General features: G+C 57.1%; 24 protein-coding genes, 9 tRNA genes and 1 pseudogene. 27 read left to right on the forward strand and 7 right to left on the reverse strand.

What is annotated here, in order from left to right:
* Positions 1-480: hypothetical protein (locus HU218_RS16750; RefSeq protein ID WP_217450705.1), on the reverse strand; the 480-nt coding region annotated here is incomplete at its 3' end.
* A 30-nt stretch (positions 481-510) separates the two neighbouring features.
* The gene (locus tag HU218_RS03570) at positions 511-975 is read right to left on the reverse strand and encodes a Dps family protein (RefSeq protein WP_174873583.1); all 465 of its coding nucleotides are present in this window, start codon (positions 973-975) and stop codon (positions 511-513) included.
* 70 nt (positions 976-1,045) lie between these two features.
* Between HU218_RS03570 and HU218_RS03575 the strand changes: the two genes are divergently transcribed.
* Positions 1,046-1,366, forward strand: a complete 321-nt coding sequence (locus HU218_RS03575; protein ID WP_174873584.1) for a DUF167 domain-containing protein — start codon at positions 1,046-1,048, stop codon at positions 1,364-1,366.
* On the opposite strand, the gene HU218_RS03580 is transcribed toward HU218_RS03575, so the two are convergent.
* A complete protein-coding gene (locus tag HU218_RS03580; protein WP_174873585.1) occupies positions 1,344-1,793 on the reverse strand; it encodes an FxsA family protein in 450 nt (149 codons plus the stop codon). The two genes, HU218_RS03575 and HU218_RS03580, sit on opposite strands and share 23 nt — an antisense overlap.
* 15 nt (positions 1,794-1,808) lie before the next feature.
* Between HU218_RS03580 and cutA the strand changes: the two genes are divergently transcribed.
* From cutA to HU218_RS03605, 5 genes are all read left to right on the forward strand, one after another.
* Positions 1,809-2,141 carry a divalent-cation tolerance protein CutA gene (gene cutA / locus HU218_RS03585; protein ID WP_174873586.1) on the forward strand — a complete coding sequence of 111 codons (333 nt, stop codon included), beginning with the start codon at positions 1,809-1,811 and terminating at the stop codon, positions 2,139-2,141.
* Positions 2,142-2,236: 95 nt separating this feature from the next.
* Positions 2,237-2,312: transfer RNA gene (locus HU218_RS03590), tRNA-Lys, on the forward strand.
* A gap of 16 nt (positions 2,313-2,328) precedes the next feature.
* Positions 2,329-2,404, forward strand: a tRNA-Lys gene (locus tag HU218_RS03595).
* A 16-nt stretch (positions 2,405-2,420) separates the two neighbouring features.
* A tRNA-Lys gene (locus HU218_RS03600) sits at positions 2,421-2,496 on the forward strand.
* 206 nt (positions 2,497-2,702) lie between these two features.
* On the forward strand, positions 2,703-4,457 hold the full coding sequence (locus HU218_RS03605) for a PglL family O-oligosaccharyltransferase (RefSeq protein WP_246210714.1): 1,755 nt from the start codon (positions 2,703-2,705) through the stop codon (positions 4,455-4,457).
* A gap of 73 nt (positions 4,458-4,530) precedes the next feature.
* Here HU218_RS03605 and rpoH read toward each other — a convergent pair whose 3' ends face one another.
* The 4 genes from rpoH to ftsY form a co-directional block, all read right to left on the reverse strand.
* Positions 4,531-5,391 (reverse strand): RNA polymerase sigma factor RpoH, encoded by an 861-nt coding sequence (gene rpoH / locus HU218_RS03610; protein ID WP_174873587.1) that lies wholly within the window; start codon positions 5,389-5,391, stop codon positions 4,531-4,533.
* Positions 5,392-5,501: 110 nt separating this feature from the next.
* Entirely contained in the window at positions 5,502-6,413 is a 912-nt protein-coding gene (gene ftsX / locus HU218_RS03615; RefSeq protein WP_174873588.1) for a permease-like cell division protein FtsX, read from the reverse strand.
* Complete coding sequence (gene ftsE / locus HU218_RS03620; protein ID WP_174873589.1) at positions 6,410-7,063, reverse strand: cell division ATP-binding protein FtsE; 654 nt, start codon at positions 7,061-7,063, stop codon at positions 6,410-6,412. The genes ftsX and ftsE overlap by 4 nt, the downstream gene beginning before the upstream one ends.
* A gap of 34 nt (positions 7,064-7,097) precedes the next feature.
* Positions 7,098-8,120 (reverse strand): signal recognition particle-docking protein FtsY, encoded by a 1,023-nt coding sequence (gene ftsY, locus HU218_RS03625; protein WP_174873590.1) that lies wholly within the window; start codon positions 8,118-8,120, stop codon positions 7,098-7,100.
* Positions 8,121-8,297: 177 nt separating this feature from the next.
* On the opposite strand from ftsY, the gene rsmD reads away from it, so the two are divergent.
* From rsmD to fusA, 21 genes and pseudogenes are all read left to right on the forward strand, one after another.
* Positions 8,298-8,849, forward strand: a complete 552-nt coding sequence (gene rsmD, locus HU218_RS03630) for a 16S rRNA (guanine(966)-N(2))-methyltransferase RsmD (RefSeq protein WP_174873591.1) — start codon at positions 8,298-8,300, stop codon at positions 8,847-8,849.
* 77 nt (positions 8,850-8,926) lie between these two features.
* A complete protein-coding gene (locus HU218_RS03635; RefSeq protein WP_174873592.1) occupies positions 8,927-9,178 on the forward strand; it encodes a YfhL family 4Fe-4S dicluster ferredoxin in 252 nt (83 codons plus the stop codon).
* A 130-nt stretch (positions 9,179-9,308) separates the two neighbouring features.
* Positions 9,309-9,393 (forward strand) — tRNA-Tyr (locus HU218_RS03640).
* Positions 9,394-9,439: 46 nt separating this feature from the next.
* Positions 9,440-9,513: transfer RNA gene (locus HU218_RS03645), tRNA-Gly, on the forward strand.
* Between the two features lie 15 nt (positions 9,514-9,528).
* Positions 9,529-9,603 (forward strand) — tRNA-Thr (locus tag HU218_RS03650).
* 42 nt (positions 9,604-9,645) lie between these two features.
* Positions 9,646-9,789 (forward strand): annotated as a pseudogene (locus tag HU218_RS03655) (GTP-binding protein); the annotation flags it as partial.
* 84 nt (positions 9,790-9,873) lie between these two features.
* On the forward strand, positions 9,874-11,064 hold the full coding sequence (gene tuf, locus HU218_RS03660) for an elongation factor Tu (protein WP_174873593.1): 1,191 nt from the start codon (positions 9,874-9,876) through the stop codon (positions 11,062-11,064).
* A gap of 10 nt (positions 11,065-11,074) precedes the next feature.
* Positions 11,075-11,150, forward strand: a tRNA-Trp gene (locus HU218_RS03665).
* Between the two features lie 64 nt (positions 11,151-11,214).
* Positions 11,215-11,568, forward strand: coding sequence for a preprotein translocase subunit SecE (secE, locus tag HU218_RS03670; RefSeq protein WP_174873594.1), 354 nt, complete (start codon positions 11,215-11,217; stop codon positions 11,566-11,568).
* 2 nt (positions 11,569-11,570) lie between these two features.
* The gene (gene nusG, locus HU218_RS03675) at positions 11,571-12,104 is read left to right on the forward strand and encodes a transcription termination/antitermination protein NusG (protein ID WP_174873595.1); all 534 of its coding nucleotides are present in this window, start codon (positions 11,571-11,573) and stop codon (positions 12,102-12,104) included.
* A gap of 89 nt (positions 12,105-12,193) precedes the next feature.
* Positions 12,194-12,625, forward strand: a complete 432-nt coding sequence (gene rplK, locus HU218_RS03680) for a 50S ribosomal protein L11 (protein WP_174873596.1) — start codon at positions 12,194-12,196, stop codon at positions 12,623-12,625.
* Position 12,626: 1 nt separating this feature from the next.
* Positions 12,627-13,322, forward strand: a complete 696-nt coding sequence (gene rplA, locus HU218_RS03685) for a 50S ribosomal protein L1 (protein WP_174873597.1) — start codon at positions 12,627-12,629, stop codon at positions 13,320-13,322.
* 17 nt (positions 13,323-13,339) lie between these two features.
* Positions 13,340-13,414, forward strand: a tRNA-Thr gene (locus tag HU218_RS03690).
* Positions 13,415-13,539: 125 nt separating this feature from the next.
* Positions 13,540-13,614: transfer RNA gene (locus tag HU218_RS03695), tRNA-Thr, on the forward strand.
* Positions 13,615-13,696: 82 nt separating this feature from the next.
* Positions 13,697-14,194, forward strand: coding sequence for a 50S ribosomal protein L10 (gene rplJ / locus HU218_RS03700; protein ID WP_174873598.1), 498 nt, complete (start codon positions 13,697-13,699; stop codon positions 14,192-14,194).
* A 36-nt stretch (positions 14,195-14,230) separates the two neighbouring features.
* Positions 14,231-14,602, forward strand: coding sequence for a 50S ribosomal protein L7/L12 (rplL, locus tag HU218_RS03705; protein WP_174873599.1), 372 nt, complete (start codon positions 14,231-14,233; stop codon positions 14,600-14,602).
* A gap of 150 nt (positions 14,603-14,752) precedes the next feature.
* Positions 14,753-18,928, forward strand: coding sequence for a DNA-directed RNA polymerase subunit beta (rpoB, locus tag HU218_RS03710; protein WP_174873600.1), 4,176 nt, complete (start codon positions 14,753-14,755; stop codon positions 18,926-18,928).
* A 59-nt stretch (positions 18,929-18,987) separates the two neighbouring features.
* Positions 18,988-23,178, forward strand: coding sequence for a DNA-directed RNA polymerase subunit beta' (gene rpoC / locus HU218_RS03715; RefSeq protein ID WP_174873601.1), 4,191 nt, complete (start codon positions 18,988-18,990; stop codon positions 23,176-23,178).
* A 151-nt stretch (positions 23,179-23,329) separates the two neighbouring features.
* Positions 23,330-23,701 carry a 30S ribosomal protein S12 gene (gene rpsL / locus HU218_RS03720; RefSeq protein ID WP_174873602.1) on the forward strand — a complete coding sequence of 124 codons (372 nt, stop codon included), beginning with the start codon at positions 23,330-23,332 and terminating at the stop codon, positions 23,699-23,701.
* A 101-nt stretch (positions 23,702-23,802) separates the two neighbouring features.
* Positions 23,803-24,273 (forward strand): 30S ribosomal protein S7, encoded by a 471-nt coding sequence (rpsG, locus tag HU218_RS03725; RefSeq protein WP_174873603.1) that lies wholly within the window; start codon positions 23,803-23,805, stop codon positions 24,271-24,273.
* A 27-nt stretch (positions 24,274-24,300) separates the two neighbouring features.
* Positions 24,301-26,400, forward strand: coding sequence for an elongation factor G (fusA, locus tag HU218_RS03730; RefSeq protein WP_174873604.1), 2,100 nt, complete (start codon positions 24,301-24,303; stop codon positions 26,398-26,400).
* Positions 26,401-26,421: the final 21 nt, after the last annotated feature.

A 26,421-nucleotide genomic window follows, 5' to 3' on the forward strand; every position in this document is an offset into this window, starting at 1 on the left:
CGCGGACGGGGGGTTGGGTGTGGGGGGGGGGGCGCGGGGGATGGGTATGCGGGCGCGGTCCGCGGGGGGGGGGGGGGGGGGGGCGGGGGGGGGGGGGGGGGGGGTGGGGGGGGGGGGGGGGGGGGGGGGGGGGGGTGGGGGGGGGGGGGGGGGGGGGGGGGGGGGGGGGGGGGGGGGGGGGGGGGCTTGCAGGCGCTGGCGGTCTGGGACCGGCGGCTGCTCGCTGTGCAGGCTGCCCTGGCTGTCGTGTTGCGCCAATACCCTGGCGCGCTGCGGTGTCGTGCCGGCAGGCGTGGTCAGCAGGGTGACTTGCAGCGAGGAAATCGGCAGTTTGGTATCTGGCGAGCCGCCGCCCGGCAGCCAGCCACTGAGGGCCAGCAGTAATAACAGATGCAAGGCCAGCGATACCATGATCGCGACCTTGAACAGGGATGGGTCCACCGTGGCGGGCGGCGGGCCGAAACGGTTTGGAGCGGGCATGCCAGCAGTGTAGCACGCCCGCGAAGATGCTTAATTTTCCAGCAGGCTGCGCAGCATCCAGGCGGTCTTTTCATGGACTTGCAGGCGCTGGGTCAGCAGGTCTGCCGTGGGCTCGTCACTGGCGGCATCGGCCAGCGGAAAGAGCGAGCGTGCGGTACGGCAGACGGTTTCGTGGCCCTGTACCAGCTCGCGGATCATGTCCTGTGCCTTGGGGACGCCCTGGCTTTCGGCGATGGAGGTCAGGCGGGCGTAGTCGCCATAGCTGCCTGGCGCAATGTGATCCAGCGCCCGGATGCGCTCCGCAATCTGGTTCACCGCCAGTGCCAGTTCGTTGTACTGGGTTTCGAACATCAGATGCAGGGTCTGGAACATCGGGCCGGTGACGTTCCAGTGGAAGAAATGGGTCTTCAGGTACAGCGTGTAGCTATCGGCCAGCAGCCGGGATAAACCTTCAGCAATGCGGGCGCGGTCCTGGGCGGAAATGCCGATATCCATATTGATGCTCCTGTCTGGTCATTACTGCTTTACGTTTTACAATTACCCTTTTGCGGACAAAAAGGCACTGATGAAACCCTGGCTGACTGAAAACCCGGATGGTGTGCGTTTAACCTTGCACGTTCAGCCCGGTGCCCGTAAGAGCGAGATTGCGGGCGAGCACGGCGAGGCGCTCAAGATCAGGTTGGCCGCACCGCCGGTGGAGGGCAAGGCCAACGCGGCGTTGGTGCTGTGGCTTGCCGACTATCTGGGGGTGCCACGCCGCAGCGTCAGCCTGCTGTCGGGCGAACGCAACCGGCACAAGATCGTGGCAATTGCCGGCTTGGATGCCGCTGCGCTGCTGTCCCGGCTGTTACCGGCGGAAGGTTCTAACGCAGATGGCGATCGTTAGGGGTACGCGGATCAACCCGCTCGTATTCGCCTTCGATGATGTCATCAGCCTGCTCATTGCCTGGCCGTGCGCCATTATTGAAGCCGCCGCCCAGATTGATATCGGCGATTTTGGGGCTGGGCCACGGCAGTAGTAGCAGCAAAGCGAAAACGTCGCTGATCAGGCCGGGAATGGCCAACAGCAAGCCGGCAAACATCAACCGCACTGGCCAGAGCAGTGAAAACAATCCCACTTTGCCTTCGCGCAAGGTAGTAACAGCGGTCAACAGGCCGCCCAGCTTGCTGCTGCGCATCAACAGGGTGCCGAGGAAGAAGCTGGTGATAATCCACAGCAAAGTCCAGCTGCCGCCAATTTTGTCGGCCAGCAGAAAGAGCGAGTACATTTCGAGAAACGGGTACAGCAGCAATAAAATCAATAATCCACGCATGAAACGGATATCCGCATGAAAGTGTTACTGGTTGTGTGCAATGTGCCGGATGCCATGGTGGCAGACCGGTTGGCCGAAACGCTGGTTGCCGAGCGGCTGGCGGCCTGTGTCAACATTCTGCCAGAGTGCGACTCGGTTTACCGTTGGCAAGGGCAGCTGGAGCGGGCACGGGAAATCCCGTTGCTGATCAAAACTGCCGATACTGTATATGCTGCCCTGGAACAAAGAATCCAAGAGCTGCACCCGTATGATGTGCCGGAAATCATAGCCTTGCCACTGGCGGCAGGGTCGATGGCCTATCAGCAATGGGTTATGGCCGAGGTGACCACAGATTGTGGGGCAAGCTAAGCAGGCAAACGTTCCGGATCAGCGTTTTTCTGCATTGTTTTGTGAAAATGCTTGACGGAATAAAACAAGCTCCGTATAGTTGCGAACTCTCTCGGGGGTCGTTAGCTCAGCTGGTAGAGCAGCGGACTTTTAATCCGTTGGTCGCAGGTTCGAATCCCGCACGACCCACCACCCAGAGAAATGCGTAGGGTCGTTAGCTCAGCTGGTAGAGCAGCGGACTTTTAATCCGTTGGTCGCAGGTTCGAATCCCGCACGACCCACCACGCAGCCCTTCAGGTAGGGTCGTTAGCTCAGTTGGTAGAGCAGCGGACTTTTAATCCGTTTGTCGCAGGTTCGAGCCCCGCACGACCCACCACCGTATTATTCAGAAAGCCCGATCCCTGAGATCGGGCTTTCTGTTTTTAGTTATTCCCGATGCCGCTTTACGCTTGATGGAGCGCAGGACTCGTGCCGCGCCGGCAAATGCTGCGGCAGGTCCGTAATAGCGTTACAAACGCATTTTTACAGTGTCACGGCGCTAGGCTAGACTTGCCGTTTTCCTTGTCTGCGCGCATGTCATCCATGATGTTTGCCCTCCGTCGCCAGCCGCTGGCGGCCTTGCTGTTGGCCGCTGTCGCCTCGCTGCCTTTTTTGTCCCGCTTTCATTTTCTGCCGCTGCCGCAATGGTGGGGTGAGATCACGGTTGTTTTCCTGACGATTTTTGCGTGCTTTTGCATGCCACGACAGGCGGCTGCCGAATTGCCGCGCACCACGCTGTGGATGCTGCTGTTGGCCGCAGTCTGGGCGCTGCAACCGCTGCTGGTGTCTTTATTATTCCCGGGACTGAACGCCGCGACAGCGTTGGCATTTGTGGCACTGGCACTGCTTGGCTGGATGACCGCCCAGTGGCGTGCGGCAGAGGGTAACGATGCGGTGATTGCCTTGCTGTGCAAGTCATTGTTACTTGGCGCGCTGGCGCAATCGTTGATCGGACTGGCGCAGCTAACAGGTTTGGCGCAGCTAATGGGGGGTGTGTTTTTCTATGATAGCGCGCACCCGACAACCAATATTTTCGGTCATATCGGGCAGCGCAATCAGTACGCGCATTACCTGACCTGGGGGGTGATTGCGGCCTGTTGGCTCGGTGCCAGTGAACGTTGGCCGCGCCGCTGGTTGGCCGCTGCGGTGTTGTGGCTGGCATTGTCGATTGCGTTTGCCGGCTCGCGTACCGTGCTGTTGTATACCGTGGCACTGGCGCTGCTCGCCCCGTGGTGGCATTGGCGGGTGCGGAGTCAGGAATCCCGTTGTATGTGGTGGGCGCTATGGTTGGCTATTGGCGCCATTATTGCCATGCAGTTTGCCGTGCCGCTTGCCGAGCGCTTGCTGGCTCCGTTACTGCATGGGCAGGTAATTGCCAGTGGTGTCGAACGTCTTAGCAGCAATGCGGATAGTATGGGGGCGCGGCGGATTGCCGAGTGGGGCAAGGCCTGGCTGGTGTTCAAGGATGCGCCGGCTTACGGCGTGGGCTGGAATCAGTACGCGGCACAGAGTGTCCGCTTGCAGATGCTGCCGCAGTTTACCAATGCCGGGGTAAACAGCGGATTGTTTGCCAATGCGCATAATCTGGTGTTCCAGTTGCTGGCCGAGATGGGGCTGGTCGGTACCGTGGTGGCACTGGCGGGTTTTGTCTGGGCCGTGTGGCCGTTTCTGTCACGGCGGGTAGAGGCTGCGCAGCTGGTGCCGGTGGCGGTGATGAGCGTCACCCTGATTCACAGCATGCTGGAGTATCCGTTGTGGTACCTGTATTTCCCGGCGGTGTTGGTGATGATGGCGACGTTGGTGCCGGCTCCGGCGCGCCCGGCTCCGGCGAAGCTGGCAACGTTTGCACGCGTGCTGGCCGTGGTCATGCTTGCATTGGCGGCGTATGGCAGCTGGCGCTATGTGGAAATGCAGGGGCTGTACTACCCGAATAGCCAGAAGAAGCAACATCGGCTGGAGGAAATCATCAGAACCGAACCGATGTTTGCCGCGCACGCACTTGGCCTGCTGGATGACGTTATCGAGCCAACTGCGGATGCCACGCCCAATCAGCGTAAATGGCTGGATCTGATGGCGGCATACCGCCCATATCCGGACGTGTTGCTACGCAAGGCAAAAATGGAGGCGCTGGGCGGCGAAGAGGCCAAGGCCGTCGCAACCTTGCGTGCAGCGCTCGGTTCATTCCCTACTTATGCGCCGGACTTTCTGGATGACCTGGATGAGGATGAGCCTAAGTTTGCAGAATTAAGGCAAATTACCCAGCAGGCGATTGCGGCTTTGCCGGCAAAATATCGCTGATATTCATGCCTCCGACACTGTCGGAATAGTAAAAAAGCCACCGTGAGGTGGCTTTTTTAGTTAGGCAACAAGATCAGGCGTCGATGACATCACCGCTGCTCAGCGCGGTTTTCATCTTGCCAAGTGCCTTGGCTTCGATCTGGCGGATACGCTCGGCTGAGACGCCAAATTCTGCGGCCAACTCGTGCAGGGTGGCGCCGCTGTCGTCTGCCAGCCAGCGCGCTTCAATAATGCGACGGCTACGCGGGTCAAGTGTTGCCAGTGCCTGTTCCAGGCCCTCGCTTTGCAGCAGGTCGATGGAGCGACGCTCCAGAGCGCGGGTTGGCTCGTCATGCGAGTCGGCCAACCAGTCAATGGGGGCAAAGCCCTCGTCATCGCCATCATCCGCCAGCAGTGCGATATCCTGGCCGCCCATGCGGGTTTCCATCTCGCGCACTTCTTCCGGTTTGACACCCAGCTCTTGTGCGATGGCTTGCGCCTCTTTTTCCGAGAGGGCGGACAGGCTTTGCCGCATGCTGCGCAGGTTGAAAAACAGCTTGCGCTGGGGCTTGGTGGTAGCAATGCGTACCAGGCGCCAGTTGCGCAGGATGAACTCGTGGATCTCGGCCTTGATCCAGTGCACGGCGAAGGAGAACAGGCGTACGCCGCGGTTGGGTTCGAAGCGCTTTACCGCCTTCATCAGGCCGATATTGCCTTCCTGGATCAAATCGGCTTGCGGCAATCCGTAGCCGGAATAGCCGCGGGCAATGGAAACCACCACGCGCAGATGCGATAGCACCAGCCGCTTGGCCGCATCCAGGTCACCTTGCTGGTGCTGGCGGGTGGCAAGCTCGAACTCTTCTTCCGGTGTCAGCATCGGAATGCTGTTAACGGTCTGGATATATTGTTCCAGACTACCGTTGGAGGAGAGTACAGGCAGGGCGATTGCGGTCATAAATGGCTTGTCCTCAAGAAAACCTGAACTGATGTTAGCACTCAGCTTATGAGAGTGCCAGACAACTAGCGGTTCCCCGGTGATGGAATTTTTTTATTGCATTGATAGTGTCAGTGTGCCCGAACCTTGCGCAGGTGGTGGTCGGCAGCAAGCCTTGCGCCAAACCAGCACAGCAGGATACTGGCCCCGGTTAGTGCGGCCAACTCCACAAGGTTAAGGCCGGCAAGGCTGATGTTCTCGCCATAAAGGTGGGAGAACTCATTCAATGCTGGTGCGGCCTGGCTCACGAACAGGCTGGAGAGCCCCCAGCACAGCAGCGCGCTCAGTAACCCCACCCAGAATGCGTGGTACAGAAACGGACGACGGATAAAGCTGTCGGTAGCGCCGATCAGCTTGGCGACTTCGATTTCTTCCTGTCGAGCCAGAATCTGCATGCGGATGGTGTTGTGGGTAATCAATACCAGTGCGATGCCAAAGCTGGCGCCAAGCAGCCAGGCCAGTTTTACTGCAATGTCCAGTAGTCCGTGCAGACGGCGTGCCCAGGCGGCATCAAATTGCGACTGTTCTACCATCGGCAGGCCGGACAACTCCTTTTGCAGCATATCCAGTTCGTCGGGCGTGGTGCCGGCTTTGGGGGTGACGACAAAGGCGTCAGGAAGCGGATTGCTGTCCAGTCCTTCGCGAATGCCGGACAGGCCGCTGCGTTGCTCCAGATCGCGTAGCGCCTGGTCGCGGCCGATAAAGCGGAAGCTGGCAACACGCGGATGTGCAGAAAGGCTGGATTGCACTGCGGCAAGATCAGCCTGCTCGGCGGAAAGCTCCATGAACAGGGTGATTTGCGGTGCGGCAGTCAGCTTGCCGACCCAGTGTTGCAGGCTGCCTGCCGTCAGAAACAGCGTTACCGGCAGCGACATGGCGATGGCCAGCATCAGCAGATTAAGCAGATTGCCTACCGGCTGGCGCAGCATCTTGCGCAGGGCTTGTCTGGCATCCAGCCAGTGCAGGTAGAAGAAATGCTTCATGACGCGAATTGTCCTTCCCGCAAACGGATGATCCGACGGCCATAGTCTTCCATCAGGGTTTCATCATGGGCGGAGATGAGTACGGTAACGCCGACCTGGTGAAAGGACTTGAACAGTTCCATGATGTCGAGGGCGTAAGCGCGATCCAGGTTGGCAGAAGGTTCGTCAGCGAGCAGGATGCTGGGGCGATGCACCACGGCACGTGCGATGCACAGGCGCTGTTGTTCGCCACCGGACAGGCGAACCGGCATTACTTTCTCCTTGCCGGCGAGGCCAACCTTGTCCAGTGCCGCCCGCACGCGGCGAGCGGCATCGCGGCGATCAAAGCCGATGATATTCAGTGGCAACATTACATTGTCGAACACGCTGCGGTCGAACAGGATCTTGTGATCCTGGAACACGATGCCGATGTGTTGGCGGACATAAGGCAACTGGCTGGCGCGTAGACGGCTGAGGTTCTGGTTGTTGACCAGCACGCTGCCGCTGGTGGCCCGCTCGATGCCGGAGATCAGCTTGAGCAGCGTACTTTTGCCGGCGCCGGAGTGGCCGGCAAGAAATACCATTTCGCCACTATCGATAGTGAATGACAGGTTGCGCAGCGCCTCGTGGCCGCCGGGGTAGCGCTTGGTCACCTGATCAAACTGGATCATGTCGCATCCTTATTGGTACGGGTTGGCCGCAGGCTTAATCGAACAACGCATCAATATAATCGCTGCTATCAAACGGCCGCAGATCGTCGATGCTTTCGCCAACGCCGATGAAGCGTAGCGGGACAGGGCGCTGCTTGGCAATGGCGGCAATGACGCCACCTTTGGCGGTGCCATCCAGCTTGGTCAGCACCAGGCCGGTAAGTCCCAGGGCATCGTCAAAAGCCATGACCTGATTAACCGCGTTCTGGCCTATATTGGCATCCAGCACCAGCATTACTTCATGCGGCCCATCCGGAATGGCTTTCTGGATGACCCGCTTTACCTTCTTGATTTCCTCCATCAGGTGCAGCTGGGTGGGGAGACGGCCGGCCGTGTCGGCCAGTACGATGTCGATGCCACGGGCGGTCGCCGCCTGGATGGCGTCGTAACACACGGCAGCGGCATCGCCGCTTTGCTGGGCGATAACGGTGACGTTATTGCGCTCGCCCCAGGCCATCAGCTGCTCGCGTGCTGCCGCGCGGAAGGTATCGCCTGCCGCCAATAAAACGCTCTTGCCCTGACTCTGGAAGTATTTGGCCAATTTACCGATTGAGGTGGTCTTGCCGGCACCGTTGACGCCAACCATCATGATGACAAACGGTTTTTTGGTCGATACGTCCAATGGTTGCTGCAGCGGCCCGATCAACTCGGATAGCGAATCTTTCAGGGCACCTTTGAGTTCGCTGGCATCGCTCAGGCCCTTCAGGGTAACGCGTTCGCGCACATCCTTGAGCAGGTGCACTGTGGCATCTACCCCCATGTCTGCTGTCAGCAGCACGGTTTCCAACTCTTCGTACAGATCCTCGTCGATCTTGCCGCCGCCGAACAGGCCCGCCAGTTGCTTGCCAAGTTTGTCACGAGTCTTGGACAGGCCGGCTTTCAGACGTTCGGTCCAGCTGGGCTTGGCGACCGGGGTGCTGGTTTCGATGGGCGTCTCGATCACGGTAGCGGGCGCTTCACTCGCCTCGGAGGAGGGTTGCGCGGTAGTGTCAGTCTTTTTCTTGAAGAAGCTAAACATGCTTTGAGAATAAGGCGGCTAGAGAAAATGGGATTGTAACGTCAAATCGGGTAAGGCGAGTGTTGGCTGCAGCTATTCCTTATATATGCAATCGCAAGGGCGGATGCAGAAGCATGCAATAACAGACGACGCTGCCTGACTAAGGTAGAATCCCGCCCTTGAAATTCAGGAGGATACATGACGCAGCAGCGCAACAAGGTTCGCATCATCGGGGGGCAGTTTCGCCGGCGTCTGTTGGACGTGCCTGAAGCCGATGGCTTGCGGCCAACCCCTGACCGGGTGCGGGAAACGTTGTTCAACTGGCTGGGCCAGGAGTTGATTGGGCTGCGTTGTTTGGATCTGTTTGCAGGTAGTGGCGCGCTGGGTTTCGAGGCGGCGTCGCGTGGGGCCAAGGAAGTCGTGCTGGTCGAGAAGGTACGAAACGTCGCCAGTACCCTGCGCCGTAATGCCCAGCTGCTGGGGGCGGCACAACTCAAAGTCCTGAATCAGGATGCAATGGCTTATCTGCGGGCCAGCGATGGTCTGTTTGACGTGATTTTCGTTGATCCGCCCTATGCCAGTACTTTGCTGGAGCAAGTGTTGCCGCTGTTGGCCGCAAGGTTGGCCGCAGATGGGCGGATTTATGTTGAAACGGCAGTGGCGCGCGAATTTGCCGGTTGGAACGTGCTGCGGACGATTCGTGCCGGCCAGGTGCATGGATATCTGCTCGCGCTGGCCGCAGGTATATAAGGATATAACGGCCGGAACTTGCCTGTACGCCGGTCGGGTGACAGAATTCACTGTGTGGAATACTTGAGGAAATTACTATGGCTTTGATGATTACTGACGAATGCATTAACTGCGACGTCTGTGAACCGGAATGCCCCAATAATGCGATTTCGCAGGGCGAAGAAATTTACGTGATTGATCCGGATCTGTGCACCCAGTGCGTTGGCCACTACGATGAGCCGCAGTGCCAGCAGGTATGTCCGGTGGATTGCATTCCGCTCGATCCGTCACATGAAGAGACAGAAGAACAGCTGCAGCAAAAATATCTGCGCATCAGCGGCAAAGCATGATTTGCTTAAGTGCATGATTTGCAACACGGCCCTGATTAACTCAGGGCCTTTTGCTGGCGGAATGCAAAAAAAAGCCTGTTTGGGTGTTGACGACCTGTAAGGGTGTCTATACTATTCGGGCTTCTTTAGCGGCGGGATTCCCGAGCGGTCAAAGGGATCAGACTGTAAATCTGACGGCTCTGCCTTCGAAGGTTCGAATCCTTCTCCCGCCACCAGTTGCTTCAATCTTGGCGGCATTGTGAATCGTCGTCCGGATCGTGGGCGGGTGTAGCTCAATGGTAGAGCAGAAGCCTTCCAAGCTTACGACGAGGGTTCGATTCCCTTCACCCGCTCCAAGATAGATTAGTTTGGCCCATGTAGCTCAGGGGTAGAGCACTCCCTTGGTAAGGGAGAGGTCGGCAGTTCAATTCTGCCCATGGGCACCAAGTTTTACTTAGACTTTAACTCGCATTCAGGGAATTTTTGCCATGGCAAAGGAAAAGTTCGAGCGGACCAAACCGCACGTAAACGTCGGCACCATCGGTCACGTTGACCATGGTAAAACCACTCTGACCGCTGCTATCACCACCATTCTGTCCAAGAAGTTCGGTGGCGAAGCTAAAGACTACTCCCNAAGGGAGAGGTCGGCAGTTCAATTCTGCCCATGGGCACCAAGTTTTACTTAGACTTTAACTCGCATTCAGGGAATTTTTGCCATGGCAAAGGAAAAGTTCGAGCGGACCAAACCGCACGTAAACGTCGGCACCATCGGTCACGTTGACCATGGTAAAACCACTCTGACCGCTGCTATCACCACCATTCTGTCCAAGAAGTTCGGTGGCGAAGCTAAAGACTACTCCCAGATCGACAGCGCGCCGGAAGAAAAGGCCCGTGGTATTACCATTAATACCGCACACGTAGAATACGAAACCGAAGCCCGTCACTACGCACACGTAGACTGCCCGGGTCACGCTGACTACGTTAAGAACATGATTACCGGTGCTGCCCAGATGGACGGCGCGATCCTGGTATGTTCCGCTGCTGACGGTCCGATGCCGCAGACTCGCGAACACATCCTGCTGTCCCGTCAGGTTGGCGTTCCGTACATCATCGTGTTCCTGAACAAGGCCGATCTGGTGGACGACGCTGAGCTGCTGGAACTGGTTGAAATGGAAGTGCGCGATCTGCTGTCTTCCTACGACTTCCCGGGCGATGACACTCCGATCGTTACTGGTTCCGCTCGTCTGGCGCTGGAAGGCGATCAGTCCGAATACGGCGAGCCGGCGATCTTCCGTCTGGCCGACGCGCTGGATTCCTACATCCCGACTCCGGAGCGTGCGATTGACAAGCCGTTCCTGCTGCCGATCGAAGACGTATTCTCGATCTCCGGCCGCGGTACTGTTGTTACCGGTCGTGTTGAGCGCGGTATCGTTAAAGTTGGTGAAGAACTGGAAATCGTTGGTCTGAAAGCAACCGCCAAGACCACCTGCACCGGCGTGGAAATGTTCCGCAAGCTGCTGGATCAGGGTCAGGCTGGCGACAACGTGGGCGTGCTGCTGCGTGGTACCAAGCGTGAAGACGTTGAGCGTGGTCAGGTTCTGGCCAAGCCGGGTTCCATCACCCCGCACACCAAGTTCCAGGCTTCCGTATACGTACTGAGCAAGGATGAAGGCGGTCGTCACACTCCGTTCTTCGCTAACTACCGTCCGCAGTTCTACTTCCGTACTACCGACGTGACTGGTGCAATCGCGCTGGCCGAAGGCGTGGAAATGGTAATGCCGGGTGACAACGTAGAAATCACCGTAGAACTGATCGCTCCGATCGCTATGGAAGATGGTCTGCGTTTCGCAATCCGTGAAGGTGGCCGCACTGTTGGCGCCGGCGTGGTTGCTAAGATCATCGCTTAAGTAAGGTTTTAGGCCAGTAGCTCAATTGGTAGAGTATCGGTCTCCAAAACCGAGGGTTGGGGGTTCGAGACCCTCCTGGCCTGCCAAATAAGACTAACCGGCGTTATCGCCGGTTAGTCTTTTCACGTATCTGCAACACGAGAATGTCGAATGGAATCGCAAGATAAAATCAAGCTTGGCCTTGCCATCCTGTTGGTTGTGGCGGGAGTGGTCGGTTTTTATCTGCTGGCGGCAGACCAGGTTGTGCTGCGCGTAGTAGTGTTCGTGATTTCGCTGTTGGCAGCGGCTGCGGTTATTTCACAGTCGATGCTGGGCAAGAATTTTGTATCTTACGCGCAGGAGTCTATTGCCGAGGCGCGTAAGGTGGTTTGGCCGCAGCGCAAAGAGGCTACCCAGCTGACCATGCTGGTCTTTGCCTTCGTATTTGTGTTGGCGCTGTTTATGTGGCTGGTTGACTCCTCGTTGTCCTGGCTTTTTTATGACGTCTTACTTCGTCGGGGTTGATTATGGCTAAGCGTTGGTATGTGGTGCATGCATACTCAGGTTTTGAGAAGAGCGTGCAGAAAGCCCTGAAAGAACGTATTGAGCGTGATGGCATGCAGGATCTGTTTGGGCAGGTGCTGGTGCCGGTGGAGGAGGTGGTCGACATCAAGAATGGTCGTCGCTCCATTTCCGAGCGCAAATTTTTCCCAGGTTATGTATTGGTCGAGATGGAAATGACCGATGACACATGGCACCTGGTAAAAAGCACGCCGAAAGTTACCGGTTTTGTTGGTGGTACCGCCAACCGTCCTGCGCCGATCTCTGTTAAAGAGGTCGAGGCGATCATGCAGCAGATGCAGGAGGGTGTTGAAAAGCCGAAGCCAAAGGTGTTGTTCGAGGTTGGTGAGAAGGTTCGCGTCAATGAGGGGCCGTTTACCGATTTCAATGGTACCGTGGATGAAGTGAATTACGAGCGCAACAAGCTGCGTGTGTCCGTGCAGATTTTTGGTCGCGACACGCCGGTTGAGCTCGAGTTTTCGCAAGTCGAAAAGCTGTAAGCTTGTTTTTTTTCGAGGCTCGGGATATAATCTTGGGCTTCATTGGGGAGCGCCGTTGGCGCGTTATACCCGTTTATTAGGAGTTCATCGTGGCAAAGAAGATTGTAGGCTACATCAAGCTGCAAGTGGCCGCAGGTAAGGCAAACCCATCGCCGCCGATCGGTCCGGCGCTGGGTCAGCGCGGTCTGAATATTATGGAATTCTGCAAGGCGTTTAACGCCCAAACCCAGGGTATGGAACCTGGTATGCCGATTCCGGTGGTAATTACCGCTTACGCCGATAAGTCCTTTACTTTCACTATGAAGACGCCGCCGGCGACCTTCCTGCTGAAAAAGGCTGCTGGCATTAAGTCCGGTTCTGCAAAGGCACACGTTGATAAGGTGGGTAAGGTAACCCGCGCTCAACTGGAAGAAATTGCCAAGACCAAATCTCCTGACCTGACCGCTGCTGACCTGGATGCTGCCGTGCGCACCATCGCTGGTTCCGCTCGTTCCATGGGTCTTGAAGTGGAGGGTCTGTAATATGGCTAAGGTTTCCAAGCGTCTGCAGGCTCTGAATGCACAGGTAGATCGCAACAAGCTGTACGCGGTTGAAGAGGCTATCGCGCTGGTAAAGGGTGCTGCCACTGCCAAGTTCAACGAGTCCATCGATGTGGCCGTGAACCTGGGTGTTGATCCGCGTAAATCCGACCAAGTGGTTCGTGGTTCCGTGGTTCTGCCGCGTGGTACCGGCAAGTCCGTGCGTGTTGCCGTGTTTGCGCAGGGTGCTAACGCTGAAGCTGCCAAGGCAGCTGGTGCCGAGGTCGTTGGTTTCGACGATCTGGCCGAGCAGGTTAAGGCCGGCAATCTGGACTTCGACGTTGTTATCGCTTCTCCGGATGCGATGCGCGTAGTTGGTCAGCTGGGTCAGATTCTGGGCCCGCGTGGCCTGATGCCGAACCCGAAAGTTGGTACCGTAACGCCGAACGTCGCCGAGGCAGTGAAGAATGCCAAGGCTGGTCAGGTTCAGTACCGTACCGACAAGACCGGTATCATTCACGCAACCATCGGCCGCGCTTCTTTCGAAGTTGAAGCCCTGCGTGAAAACTTTGCCGCACTGGTTGATGCCCTGGTAAAAGCCAAGCCGGCTGCTGCCAAAGGCCAATACCTGAAGAAAATCGCCGTATCCAGCACCATGGGTGTTGGTGTACGCGTAGACGTGGCAAGCGCTCAGGCTTAATTCTGAGTGTTGTCCGGGCCCATGTAGCTCAGGGGTAGAGCACTCCCTTGGTAAGGGAGAGGTCGGCAGTTCAATTCTGCCCATGGGCACCAAAGGCTTTGGGCTGGCGTGCTTCGGCACGCCAGGTTGTCAAAGACCGTAGGTGTCAATGACTTAATGCTCCTTGTGAGTAGCCTACGCAGACGGTGTGCCCTTAAGAAGACTGTATCAACGATACGCTCATGTAGCTCAGGGGTAGAGCACTCCCTTGGTAAGGGAGAGGTCGGCGGTTCAATTCCGCCCATGAGCACCATCTGTTTGTATATCTCCTGATTAGGTCGCCGCTGCAAACAGGGGCAGGATTTCCTGCTTCATTTCAGTCTAGGAGGTGGACCTTGAGTCTCAATATCGAAGATAAAAAGGCGGTCGTCGCTGAAGTATCTGCCCAACTGGCAGAAGCTCAGACGCTTGTTGTCGCTGAATATCGGGGCATCGAGGTTAGCAGCATGACCAAACTGCGTGCCAAGGCACGTGAGAATGGTGTTTACCTGCGCGTTCTGAAGAACACGCTGGTGCGTCGTGCGGTTGCTGGTACCCAGTTTGAAGGTCTGGCCGATCAAATGGTTGGCCCGCTGGTATACGGTATTTCCGTTGACGCAGTTGCTGCTGCCAAGGTGCTGCATCAATTTGCCAAAGAAGACAACAAGATTGTCATCAAGGCAGGTTCCTACAACGGCAAAGTGCTGAACGCTGCCGAAGTAACCGAACTGGCTTCCATCCCGAGCCGCGAAGAGCTGCTGTCCAAGCTGCTGTTCGTTATGCAGGCTCCGGTATCCGGTTTTGCCCGTGCTCTGGCCGCTCTGGCAGAGAAAAAGCAAGCCGAAGCCGCTTAATCAATTCGACATATTCCCCATTCAGGAGTTATACAAATGGCTATCACCAAAGAAGATATCCTCGAAGCAGTTGCTGGTCTGACCGTTATGGAACTGAACGACCTGGTTAAGGCGTTTGAAGAGAAGTTCGGCGTATCCGCTGCTGCTGTTGCAGTTGCTGGCCCGGCTGCTGGCGGCGCTGCTGCCGCTGAAGAGAAGACCGAATTCGACGTAATTCTGTCTGCTGCTGGCGACAACAAAGTAAACGTAATTAAAGTGGTACGTGCTATCACCGGTCTGGGCCTGAAAGAAGCTAAAGACCTGGTAGACGGCGCTCCGAAAGCTGTTAAAGAAGGCGTTTCCAAAGCTGAAGCTGAAGACGTTGCCAAGCAGCTGACCGAAGCCGGTGCCAAGGCTGAAGTAAAATAATCTTCCTTAGGGAAGATTAGTAAGGCTGGCGGAGAAATCCGCCAGCCTTGTTGCGCTTGTAATGCTTTGCGAGTGGTTAAAGGTCAGCAATCAATTTGAATGTGGCTGCTGACGTTTGGTTACTTGCGCCACCCCCCCGATGGAGACTCTATGAGTTATTCGTTTACTGAGAAGAAGCGTATTCGTAAAAGCTTTGCGAAGCGTAACACTGTTCTCGACGTCCCATTCCTGCTGGCGACCCAGATCGATTCGTACACCGAGTTTCTCCAGCTGGGTGTGCCTTTCGATCAGCGCAAGGATGCAGGCCTGCAGGCCGCATTCAAGTCGATCTTCCCGATCGTTAGCCACAATGGCTTTGCGCGTCTGGATTTCGTTCACTACGTATTGGGCGAGCCGCCGTTCGACGTACAGGAATGCCAACTGCGCGGCATTACCTTTGCTGCGCCACTGCGTGCACGTATCCGCCTGACCATCCTGGACAAGGAATCGTCCAAGCCGGTGGTGAAGGAAGTTCGCGAAAATGAAGTGTACATGGGCGAAATCCCGCTGATGACCTCGAACGGTTCGTTCATCATCAACGGTACCGAACGTGTCATCGTTTCCCAGCTGCACCGTTCCCCGGGCGTGTTCTTCGAGCACGACCGCGGCAAGACGCATTCTTCCGGTAAACTGCTGTTCTCCGCCCGCGTGATTCCTTACCGCGGCTCCTGGCTGGACTTCGAGTTCGATGCCAAGGATCAGCTGTTCTTCCGTATCGACCGCCGTCGCAAGATGCCGGTATCCATCCTGCTGAAAGCACTGGGCTACAGCAACGAACGCATCCTGTCCGAGTTCTACAATACCGACACCTTCTTCCTGACGGGTGAAGGCGTGTTCATGAAGGTCGTGGCTGACCGTCTGAAGGGCGAAGTTGCCAAGTCCGACATCGTGGACAAGGATGGCAAGCTGATCGTTGCCAAAGACAAGCGCATTACCGCCAAGCACATTCGCGACATCACTACGGCCAACCTGGATCGTATCGAGGTACCGTTCGACGTGCTGGTCGGCAAAGTGCTGGCCAAGAACGTGGTAGCGCCGGAAACCGGCGAAGTGATTGCCCGTGCCAACGAGGAAATCACCGACGAGCTGCTGGCCAAGATGGACATCCAGGACGTGGCAGAAGTCGAGGTGTTGTACACCAACGATCTGGACCACGGTGCCTACATTGCGCAGACCCTGCGTGGTGACGATACCGCCGACCAGTTGGCCGCACGTGTTGCCATCTACCGCATGATGCGTCCGGGTGAGCCGCCGACCGAAGATGCTGTCGAGCAACTGTTCCAGCGTCTGTTCTTCAATGCGGATAGCTACGACCTGTCCCGCGTTGGCCGCATGAAGTTCAACACCCGTACCTTCCAGTACAAATTCGATGACAAGTCTCCGGACTGGTTCCGCACTCTGATCGGCGAGAAATTTGCCGGTCGTCGCGATTCCATCGATGGCGTACTGTCGACCGAAGACATCGTTTCCGTGATCGCCATCCTGTGCGAACTGCGTAACGGTCGCGGTGAAGTGGACGATATCGATCACCTGGGTAACCGTCGCGTACGCTCCGTGGGTGAACTGGCCGAGAACCAGTTCCGCGCCGGTCTGGTACGTGTCGAGCGTGCAGTGAAGGAACGCCTGAACCAGGCCGAGTCCGAGAACCTGATGCCGCACGACCTGATCAATGCCAAGCCGGTATCCGCTGCGATCAAGGAGTTCTTCGGCTCCAGCCAGCTGTCCCAGTTTATGGACCAGACCAACCCGCTGTCGGAAGTAACCCACAAGCGTCGTGTGTCGGCCCTGGGTCCTGGCGGTCTGACCCGTGAGCGCGCCGGCTTCGAAGTGCGCGACGTGCATCCGACCCACTACGGTCGCGTTTGCCCGATCGAAACGCCGGAAGGTCCGAACATTGGTCTGATCAACTCGCTGGCGGTATTTGCCCGTACCAACGAGTTCGGTTTCCTGGAAACACCGTACCGCAAGGTAATCGACGGCAAGGTAACCAACGAAATCGAGTATCTGTCTGCGATCGAAGAAGGCCGTTACGTCATCGCTCAGGCCAACGCCGAGCTGGACGAAGCCGGTACCCTGATCGACGAACTGGTGACCTGCCGTGAAAAAGGCGAAACCATTCTGGCGACCCCGGACCGCGTGCAGTACATGGACGTGGCTACCGGTCAGGTGGTGTCTGTAGCTGCCTCGCTGATTCCGTTCCTCGAGCATGACGATGCGAACCGTGCCTTGATGGGCGCCAACATGCAGCGGCAGGCCGTACCTTGCCTGCGTCCGGAAAAACCGATGGTGGGTACCGGTATCGAGCGCGCTGTGGCCGTCGACTCCGGTACGACCGTGATTGCCCGTCGTGGCGGCGTGGTGGACTACGTTGATGCCAACCGTGTAGTGGTTCGCGTTAACGACGAAGAAGCCATGGCTGGTGAAGTCGGTGTGGATATCTACAACTTCACCAAGTTCACCCGTTCCAACCAGAACACCAACATCAACCAGCGTCCGATCGTACGCGTTGGCGACCTGATCGCCCGCGGCGACGTGGTGGCCGATGGTGCTTCCACCGATATCGGCGAACTGGCGCTGGGTCAGAACATGACCATCGCCTTCATGCCGTGGAACGGCTACAACTTCGAAGACTCGATCCTGATCTCCGAAAAAGTGGTAGCTGATGACCGCTATACTTCGATCCACATCGAAGAACTGTCGGTAGTGGCACGTGACACCAAGCTGGGGCCGGAAGAAATCACCCGCGACATCCCGAACCTGTCCGAGCGTATGGCAGGCCGTCTGGATGACTCCGGTATCGTTTACATCGGTGCCGAAGTGAACGCCGGTGACGTGCTGGTAGGCAAGGTGACGCCGAAGGGCGAAACCCAGCTGACACCGGAAGAGAAGCTGCTGCGTGCGATCTTCGGTGAGAAGGCGTCCGACGTGAAGGACACCTCGCTGCGCGTGCCGACTGGCATGACCGGTACCGTGATCGACGTACAAGTATTTACCCGCGAAGGTATCGAGCGCGACAAGCGTGCGCAGTCCATCATTGATGCCGAACTGAAGCGCTATCGCCTGGACCTGAACGACCAGCTGCGTATTTTCGACAACGATGCTTTCAGCCGTATCGAGCGCCTGATTAGCGGCAAGCCGGCCAACGGTGGTCCGAAGCGTCTGGCCAAGGGCACCCTGATCGACGCCGAGTATCTGGAAAGCCTGTCGTCCAAGCACGAATGGTTCGACATCCGCATGGCCGATGAAGACATCGCCAAGCAGCTGGAACTGATCAAGGAAAGCCTGGCGCAGAAGCGCGAAGAATTCGATCTCAAGTTCGAAGACAAGAAGCGCAAGCTGACCCAGGGTGACGAGCTGCAGGCCGGCGTACAGAAGATGGTCAAGGTGTACATCGCCGTGAAGCGTCGTCTGCAAGCCGGTGACAAGATGGCCGGTCGCCACGGTAACAAGGGTGTGGTATCGCGCATCCTGCCGGTGGAAGACATGCCGTACATGGCCGATGGCCGTCCGGTTGACATCGTACTGAACCCGCTGGGCGTGCCGTCGCGTATGAACATCGGTCAGATTCTGGAAGTGCATCTGGGCTGGGCTGCCAAGGGTATCGGCGAACGTATCGATCGCATGCTCAAACAGCAGCAAGGCGTGGAGCAGGTTCGCAGCTATCTGCAGAGCATCTACAACGAGACCGGCAAGCAAGAGCCGATCGCCGAGATGACAGAGACCGAGATCAAGCTGCTGGCCGAGAATCTGCGCAAGGGTATGACATTCGCGACGCCGGTATTCGATGGCGCGAAGGAAACCGAGATCCGTCAGATGCTGGATCTGGCTTACCCGGATGCCGACCCGCATACCGAACAGCTGGAATTCAACGCCAGCAAGACCCAGATGACCCTGTTCGACGGCCGCTCCGGCGAAGCCTTCGACCGTAAGGTTACTGTGGGTGTGATGCACTACCTGAAGCTGCATCACCTGGTTGATGACAAGATGCACGCCCGTTCCACCGGTCCGTACTCGCTGGTTACCCAGCAGCCGCTGGGTGGTAAGGCGCAGTTCGGTGGCCAGCGTTTCGGTGAGATGGAAGTGTGGGCACTGGAAGCTTACGGTGCCGCCTACACCCTGCAGGAAATGCTGACCGTGAAGTCGGACGATGTGACCGGCCGTACCAAGATCTACGAAAACATCGTCAAGGGCGAACACAAGATCGATGCTGGCATGCCGGAATCCTTCAACGTGCTGGTGAAGGAAATCCGCTCGCTGGGTCTGGATATCGACCTGGAACGTTATTAATTAGGTAGGGATGCTTGCGGCCAACGTTGGCCGCAAGCGTCTGCCTGAATGGAGACGCAATGAAAGCTCTGCTCGATCTCTTTAAGCAAGTTACGCAAGAAGAAGAGTTTGATGCGATTAAGATCGGCATCGCCTCCCCGGATACGATCCGTTCCTGGTCGTTCGGTGAAGTAAAAAAACCTGAAACCATCAACTACCGTACCTTTAAACCGGAACGCGACGGCCTGTTCTGCGCCCGCATTTTCGGCCCGGTGAAGGATTACGAATGCCTGTGCGGTAAGTACAAGCGCCTGAAACATCGCGGTGTGATCTGCGAGAAGTGCGGCGTGGAAGTTACCCTGTCCAAAGTGCGCCGCGAGCGCATGGGCCACATCGAGCTGGCCAGCCCGACTGCGCACATCTGGTTCCTGAAGTCGCTGCCATCCCGTCTGGGTATGGTGCTGGACATGACGCTGCGCGACATCGAGCGCGTGCTGTACTTCGAAGCATTCGTGGTGACCGAGCCGGGGCTGACCAGCCTGCAGCGCGGCCAGCTGCTGAGCGAAGAAGACTACCTCGACAAGCTGGATCAGCATGGCGAAGAGTTCGAAGCCCTGATGGGGGCCGAAGCCGTGCGCGAACTGCTGAAGAAGCTGGATCTGGCCGGTGAAATCGAGACCCTGCGTCGCGAACTGGAAGCCACCAGCTCCGATACCAAGATCAAGAAGATCGCCAAGCGCCTGAAGGTGCTGGAGGCATTCCAGCGCTCCGGTATGAAGCCGGAATGGATGATCATGGAAGTGCTGCCGGTGCTGCCGCCGGAACTGCGTCCGCTGGTGCCGCTGGATGGTGGTCGTTTTGCGACCTCCGACCTGAACGACCTGTACCGCCGCGTCATCAACCGTAACAACCGTCTGAAGCGTCTGCTGGAGCTGCGCGCACCGGACATCATCGTGCGCAACGAGAAGCGCATGCTGCAAGAATCGGTTGATTCGCTGCTGGATAACGGTCGTCGCGGCAAGGCCATGACCGGCGCCAACAAGCGCCCGCTGAAGTCGCTGGCCGACATGATCAAGGGTAAGGGCGGTCGTTTCCGTCAGAACCTGCTGGGTAAGCGTGTTGACTACTCCGGTCGTTCCGTGATTACCGTGGGCCCGACCCTGCGTCTGCATCAGTGCGGTCTGCCGAAGAAGATGGCGCTGGAACTGTTCAAGCCGTTCATCTTCCACAAGCTGGAAGTGCTGGGCCTGGCATCCACCATCAAGGCGGCCAAGAAACTGGTTGAACAGGAAGTGCCGGAAGTTTGGGACATCCTGGAAGACGTAATTCGCGAACACCCGGTACTGCTGAACCGTGCGCCGACGCTGCACCGTCTGGGTATCCAGGCATTCGAACCGCTACTGATCGAAGGCAAGGCCATCCAGCTGCATCCGCTGGTCTGCGCGGCATTCAACGCCGACTTCGACGGTGACCAGATGGCCGTTCACGTGCCGCTGTCGCTGGAAGCGCAGATGGAAGCCCGCACCCTGATGCTGGCGACCAACAACGTGTTGTCGCCAGCCAACGGCGAGCCGATCATCGTGCCGTCGCAGGATATCGTGCTGGGTCTGTACTACATGACCCGCGACAAGATCAACGGCAAGGGCGAAGGCATGTTCTTTGCCGACACCGCCGAAGTACATCGTGCCTACGAGACCCGTCAGGTTGAGCTGGCCACGCGCATCACTGTCCGCCTGAAAGAATGGGTGCGTGATGAGCAGGGCGAATTCCAGCCGGTGATCAAGCGTTACGAGACCACGGTTGGCCGCGCCATCCTGTCGGAGATCCTGCCTAAGGGTCTGCCGTTCGAGCACATCAACAAGGCGCTGAAGAAGAAAGAAATTTCGAAGCTGATCAACGCTTCCTTCCGTCGTTGCGGCATCCGCGACACGGTGATCTTCGCCGACCAGCTGATGTACACCGGTTTTGCCTACTCGACCCGCGGTGGTATTTCCATCTGCGTGGACGATATGCAGATTCCGGCCAAGAAGTTCGACCTGCTGGGCGATGCCCAGAAGGAAGTGAAAGAGATCGAAGAACAGTACCGCCAGGGTCTGGTGACCCAGGGTGAACGCTACAACAAGGTAGTGGATATCTGGGGCCGTACTGGTGACAAGATCGCCAAGGCGATGATGGACGAGTTGTCCAAGCAGAAAACCATCGATCGCGAAGGTAACGAAGTCGATCAGGAATCGTTCAACTCGATTTACATGATGGCCGACTCCGGTGCCCGTGGCTCCGCGGCACAGATCAAGCAGCTGGCTGGTATGCGTGGCCTGATGGCCAAGCCGGATGGTTCCATTATTGAAACCCCGATTACCGCCAACTTCCGCGAAGGTCTGACCGTTCTGCAGTACTTTATCTCCACCCACGGTGCACGTAAGGGTCTGGCGGATACGGCACTGAAGACGGCGAATTCCGGTTACCTGACGCGTCGTCTGGTGGACGTGACCCAGGATCTGGTGGTTATCGAAGACGATTGCGGTACCAGCAACGGCTTTGCCATGAAGGCGGTGGTACAGGGCGGCGATGTGATCGAACCGCTGCGCGACCGTATCCTTGGCCGCGTAACGGCGACCGATCTGGTGGATCCGTCCACCAGCGAAACCGTGATCGAAGCCGGCACCTTGCTGGACGAAAGTCTGGTTGATCAGATCGACAATCTGGGTATCGATGAAGTCAAGGTACGTACTGCCATTACCTGCGAAACCCGCTATGGCCTGTGTGCCCAGTGTTACGGCCGTGACCTGGCGCGCGGCAAGCGCGTGAACGCCGGTGAAGCGGTCGGCGTTATCGCTGCGCAGTCGATTGGTGAGCCGGGTACCCAGCTGACCATGCGTACCTTCCACATCGGTGGTGCGGCATCGCGAAATGCAGCTGCCAGCCAGGTTGAAGGTAAGTCCAACGGTACCGTACGCTTCTCCAGCCAGATGCGTTATGTGGCTAACACCAAAGGCGAGCTGATCGTGATCAGCCGTTCCGGTGAAGTGGTGATCCACGATGATGCCGGCCGTGAGCGCGAGCGTCACAAGGTGCCGTACGGTGCCACCCTGATGGTGACCGACGGTCTGTCCATCAAGGCCGGTGCCGTTCTGGCGACATGGGACCCGCATACTCGCCCGATCATTACCGAGTACGCTGGCCGCGTGAAGTTCGAAAACGTGGAAGAGGGTGCAACCGTTGCCAAGCAGACCGACGAAGTAACTGGTCTGTCCACGCTGGTAGTTATCGACAACAAACGTCGCGCTTCGGCACAGTCCAAGATGCTGCGTCCGTTGGTGAAACTGCTGGACGACAATGGTAACGAAGTGAAGCTGGCAGGTTCCGATGCTTCCGTGTCCATTACCTTCCAGGTAGGCGCGATCATTACCGTGCGCGATGGTCAGGAAGTCGGTAAGGGTGAAGTTCTGGCACGTATTCCGCAGGAATCGTCCAAGACCCGCGATATTACCGGTGGTCTGCCGCGTGTAGCCGAGCTGTTCGAAGCCCGCTCGCCGAAAGATGCCGGTATGCTGGCCGAAGTCACCGGTACCGTATCGTTCGGTAAGGACACCAAGGGCAAGCAGCGTCTGATCATTACCGATCTTGACGGTAACGGCTACGAAAGCCTGATCCCGAAAGACAAGCACGTGCTGGTGCACGATGGTCAGGTGGTAAACCGTGGCGAACTGATTGTTGACGGTGCAGTTGATCCGCACGACATCCTGCGTCTGCAGGGTATCGAAGCGTTGGCGCGCTACATCAGCCAGGAAGTACAGGAAGTTTACCGTCTGCAGGGTGTGAAGATTAACGACAAGCACATCGAGGTTATTGTTCGCCAGATGCTGCGTCGTGTGATCATCATCGACTCCGGTGATACCGACTTCATCCAGGGTGAACAGGTTGAACGCGCGGAAGTGCTGGAAACCAATGACCGCATGGCTGAAGAAGGCAAGCTGCCGGCGCAGTATGAAAACGTGCTGCTGGGTATTACCAAGGCTTCGCTGTCCACCGACTCGTTCATCTCCGCGGCTTCCTTCCAGGAAACTACCCGCGTACTGACCGAAGCGGCAATCATGGGCAAGAAGGACGATCTGCGTGGTCTGAAAGAGAACGTGATCGTTGGCCGTCTGATCCCTGCTGGTACCGGCCTGGCCTACCATCGTAACCGTCGCCGCCTCGGCGGCAGCGAGACCGGGCTGGAGTTCGGTAGCCTGGAAGCACCGGTAGAAGCTGGCGACGCAACCCTGTAATTTGCGTTAGCTACAAAAAACGCTGTCCTATCAACGGTTAACGTTGCTGGGGCAGCGTTTTTTCATTGACGCTTGCTATTGACCAAAATATAATCGCGGACTCTCTTGGTGGTATGGTGCCGCCAAGAGTATCAACTAGGAACTGATAGTAATGCCAACCATTAACCAACTCGTTCGCAAGGGCCGCACTGCGGTGACCACGAAGAGCAAGGTGCCTGCACTGGAAGCCTGCCCGCAGAAGCGTGGCGTGTGCACCCGTGTTTACACCACTACACCGAAGAAGCCGAACTCCGCACTGCGTAAAGTGTGCAAGGTTCGCCTGACCAACGGTTTCGAAGTGATTTCCTACATCGGTGGTGAAGGCCACAACCTGCAGGAACACTCCGTAGTGCTGATTCGTGGCGGTCGTGTAAAAGACTTGCCAGGTGTGCGTTACCACACCGTTCGCGGTTCTCTGGATACTGCTGGCGTGAAAGATCGTAAGCAGGCTCGTTCCAAGTACGGCGCCAAGCGTCCTAAGTAATTTACTAGGACTGCACAGCGGCCTTGTGCCGTTGAGTAAGTGACTGCCACAACTGGGTGGTCGCGAGCAAATCGCTCAACTGAATATTTAAAGGAAATACTATGCCACGCCGCAGAGAAGTGCCCAAGCGCGACATCCTGCCGGATCCGAAGTTTGGTAGCCAGGATCTGACCAAGTTTATGAACGTTGTAATGATCGACGGTAAGAAGTCTGTTGCCGAACGCATCATTTACGGCGCTCTCGAGCAAATCGAGAAAAAAACTGGCAAGAACGCTATTGAAGTGTTCAACACCGCCATCTCCAATGCCAAGCCGATCGTTGAAGTGAAGAGCCGCCGTGTAGGTGGTGCTAACTATCAAGTTCCTGTTGAAGTACGCCCGTCCCGTCGACTGGCTCTGGCAATGCGTTGGCTGCGTGATGCTGCCCGTAAGCGTGGTGAGAAGTCCATGGACCTGCGTCTGGCAGGCGAACTGATCGACGCAGCCGAAGGCCGCGGCGGTGCGATGAAGAAGCGTGACGAAGTGCATCGTATGGCAGAAGCCAACAAGGCCTTCTCTCACTTCCGCTTCTAATCACCATCCTGCGAAAGGATTCTGGCCATGGCTAGAAAGACCCCAATTGAGCGCTACCGTAATATCGGTATTTCGGCTCACATTGATGCTGGTAAAACCACGACTACCGAACGTATTTTGTTCTACACCGGTGTAAACCATAAAATTGGTGAAGTGCATGATGGCGCCGCCACCATGGACTGGATGGAGCAAGAGCAGGAACGCGGTATTACTATTACCTCCGCTGCGACCACTACCTTCTGGAAAGGTATGGGCATGCAGTTCCCGGAGCACCGCTTTAACATCATCGACACCCCGGGTCACGTGGACTTCACTATTGAAGTGGAGCGTTCCATGCGCGTACTGGACGGTGCGGTAATGGTGTACTGCGCGGTGGGTGGTGTACAGCCGCAGTCTGAGACCGTATGGCGTCAGGCTAACAAGTACAAGGTTCCGCGTATCGCTTTCGTGAACAAGATGGACCGTCAAGGTGCCAACTTCTTCCGTGCGGTAGAACAGGTGAAGACTCGCCTGCGTGGTAACCCGGTACCTATCGTGGTGCCTATCGGTGCTGAAGATGGTTTCTCTGGCGTGGTTGATCTGCTGAAGATGAAGGCCATCATCTGGGATGAAGCATCCCAGGGCATGAAGTTCGAATACGGCGAAATTCCGGCTGACCTGGTTTCCGTTGCTGAAGAGTGGCGTGAAAAGATGGTTGAAGCTGCCGCTGAAGTCGACGAAGACACGATGAACAAATACCTCGAGGGCGAAACCCTGTCCGAGGAAGAAATCATCCGTGGTCTGCGTGAACGTACTCTGCGTTGCGAAATCCAGCCGATGCTGTGTGGCTCCGCGTTCAAGAACAAGGGTGTTCAGCGCATGCTGGATGCCGTGATTGAACTGCTGCCGTCGCCGCTGGATGTTCCGCCGGTACCGGGCGAGCTGGAAGACGGCTCTCCGACCACTCGCGAAGCTTCCGATGAGGCCCCGTTCTCGGCACTGGCGTTCAAACTGATGAACGACCCGTACGTTGGCCAGCTGACCTTCTTCCGCGTGTACTCCGGTGTGGTTAACTCCGGCGATACCGTGCTGAACTCGGTTAAAGGCAAGAAAGAGCGTATCGGCCGTATCGTGCAGATGCACGCTAACGACCGTCAGGAAATCACCGAAGTACGTGCCGGCGACATCGCAGCAGGTATTGGTCTGAAGGAAGTGACGACCGGTGAAACCCTGTGTGCCGTTGATGCTCCGCTGATTCTCGAGCGCATGGAATTCCCGGATCCGGTGATTCACGTTGCTGTTGAGCCGAAGACCAAGGCTGACCAGGAAAAGATGGGTGTTGCCCTGAACCGCCTGGCCAAGGAAGATCCGTCCTTCCGCGTGCGTACCGACGAAGAATCCGGTCAGACCATTATTTCCGGTATGGGTGAACTGCACCTGGAAATTCTGGTTGACCGCATGAAGCGTGAATTCGGTGTTGAGGCCAACGTAGGCGCCCCGCAGGTTGCCTACCGCGAAACCATCACCAAGACCGTTACCGACGTGCAGGGTAAGCATGCCAAGCAGTCCGGCGGTAAGGGTCAGTACGGTGATTGTACGATTACTCTGGAACCGTCCGGTGAAGGCAAGGGCTACCAGTTCTTCGACGAGATCAAGGGTGGTGTGATTCCGCGTGAATTCATTCCTTCCGTTGACAAGGGTATTCGCAACTCGCTGAACAACGGTATCCTGGCAGGCTTCCCGGTAGTTGACGTGACTGTACGTCTGACTTTCGGTTCCTACCACGATGTTGACTCTTCGCAGATCGCATTTGAATTGGCCGGTTCCATTGCTTTCAAAGAAGCCATGCGCCGTGCCGGTCCGTGCATTCTCGAGCCGATGATGGCCGTAGAAGTCGAAACTCCGGAAGAGTACATGGGCGATGTTATGGGCGACCTGAACCGTCGTCGTGGCATTGTTCTGGGTATGGATGACGACGGTCTGGGTGGCAAGAAGATCAAGGCTGAAGTGCCGCTGGCAGAAATGTTCGGCTACTCCACCGATCTGCGTTCCGCTACTCAGGGTCGTGCGACCTACTCCATGGAGTTCAAGCACTACTCCGAGGCTCCGAAGCACGTCGCTGACGCAGTGATGACTGCTCGTAAGTAATTGGCGCAATGAAGGTTGGCC

It is taken from the genome of Vogesella oryzae (genome assembly GCF_902829295.1).
GTDB classification, from domain to species: Bacteria; Pseudomonadota; Gammaproteobacteria; order Burkholderiales; family Chromobacteriaceae; genus Vogesella; species Vogesella oryzae.

Bases quoted from the DNA above. Each gene is read 5' to 3' on its own strand.
- HU218_RS03570 (WP_174873583.1), bottom strand. From the start codon at position 975: ATGGATATCGGCATTTCCGCCCAGGACCGCGCCCGCATTGCTGAAGGT.
- HU218_RS03575 (WP_174873584.1), top strand. From the start codon at position 1,046: ATGAAACCCTGGCTGACTGAAAACCCGGATGGTGTGCGTTTAACCTTG.
- HU218_RS03580 (WP_174873585.1), bottom strand. From the start codon at position 1,793: ATGCGTGGATTATTGATTTTATTGCTGCTGTACCCGTTTCTCGAAATG.
- cutA (WP_174873586.1), top strand. From the start codon at position 1,809: ATGAAAGTGTTACTGGTTGTGTGCAATGTGCCGGATGCCATGGTGGCA.
- HU218_RS03605 (WP_246210714.1), top strand. From the start codon at position 2,703: ATGATGTTTGCCCTCCGTCGCCAGCCGCTGGCGGCCTTGCTGTTGGCC.
- rpoH (WP_174873587.1), bottom strand. From the start codon at position 5,391: ATGACCGCAATCGCCCTGCCTGTACTCTCCTCCAACGGTAGTCTGGAA.
- ftsX (WP_174873588.1), bottom strand. From the start codon at position 6,413: ATGAAGCATTTCTTCTACCTGCACTGGCTGGATGCCAGACAAGCCCTG.
- ftsE (WP_174873589.1), bottom strand. From the start codon at position 7,063: ATGATCCAGTTTGATCAGGTGACCAAGCGCTACCCCGGCGGCCACGAG.
- ftsY (WP_174873590.1), bottom strand. From the start codon at position 8,120: ATGTTTAGCTTCTTCAAGAAAAAGACTGACACTACCGCGCAACCCTCC.
- rsmD (WP_174873591.1), top strand. From the start codon at position 8,298: ATGACGCAGCAGCGCAACAAGGTTCGCATCATCGGGGGGCAGTTTCGC.
- HU218_RS03635 (WP_174873592.1), top strand. From the start codon at position 8,927: ATGGCTTTGATGATTACTGACGAATGCATTAACTGCGACGTCTGTGAA.
- tuf (WP_174873593.1), top strand. From the start codon at position 9,874: ATGGCAAAGGAAAAGTTCGAGCGGACCAAACCGCACGTAAACGTCGGC.
- secE (WP_174873594.1), top strand. From the start codon at position 11,215: ATGGAATCGCAAGATAAAATCAAGCTTGGCCTTGCCATCCTGTTGGTT.
- nusG (WP_174873595.1), top strand. From the start codon at position 11,571: ATGGCTAAGCGTTGGTATGTGGTGCATGCATACTCAGGTTTTGAGAAG.
- rplA (WP_174873597.1), top strand. From the start codon at position 12,627: ATGGCTAAGGTTTCCAAGCGTCTGCAGGCTCTGAATGCACAGGTAGAT.
- rplL (WP_174873599.1), top strand. From the start codon at position 14,231: ATGGCTATCACCAAAGAAGATATCCTCGAAGCAGTTGCTGGTCTGACC.
- rpoB (WP_174873600.1), top strand. From the start codon at position 14,753: ATGAGTTATTCGTTTACTGAGAAGAAGCGTATTCGTAAAAGCTTTGCG.
- rpoC (WP_174873601.1), top strand. From the start codon at position 18,988: ATGAAAGCTCTGCTCGATCTCTTTAAGCAAGTTACGCAAGAAGAAGAG.
- rpsL (WP_174873602.1), top strand. From the start codon at position 23,330: ATGCCAACCATTAACCAACTCGTTCGCAAGGGCCGCACTGCGGTGACC.
- rpsG (WP_174873603.1), top strand. From the start codon at position 23,803: ATGCCACGCCGCAGAGAAGTGCCCAAGCGCGACATCCTGCCGGATCCG.
- fusA (WP_174873604.1), top strand. From the start codon at position 24,301: ATGGCTAGAAAGACCCCAATTGAGCGCTACCGTAATATCGGTATTTCG.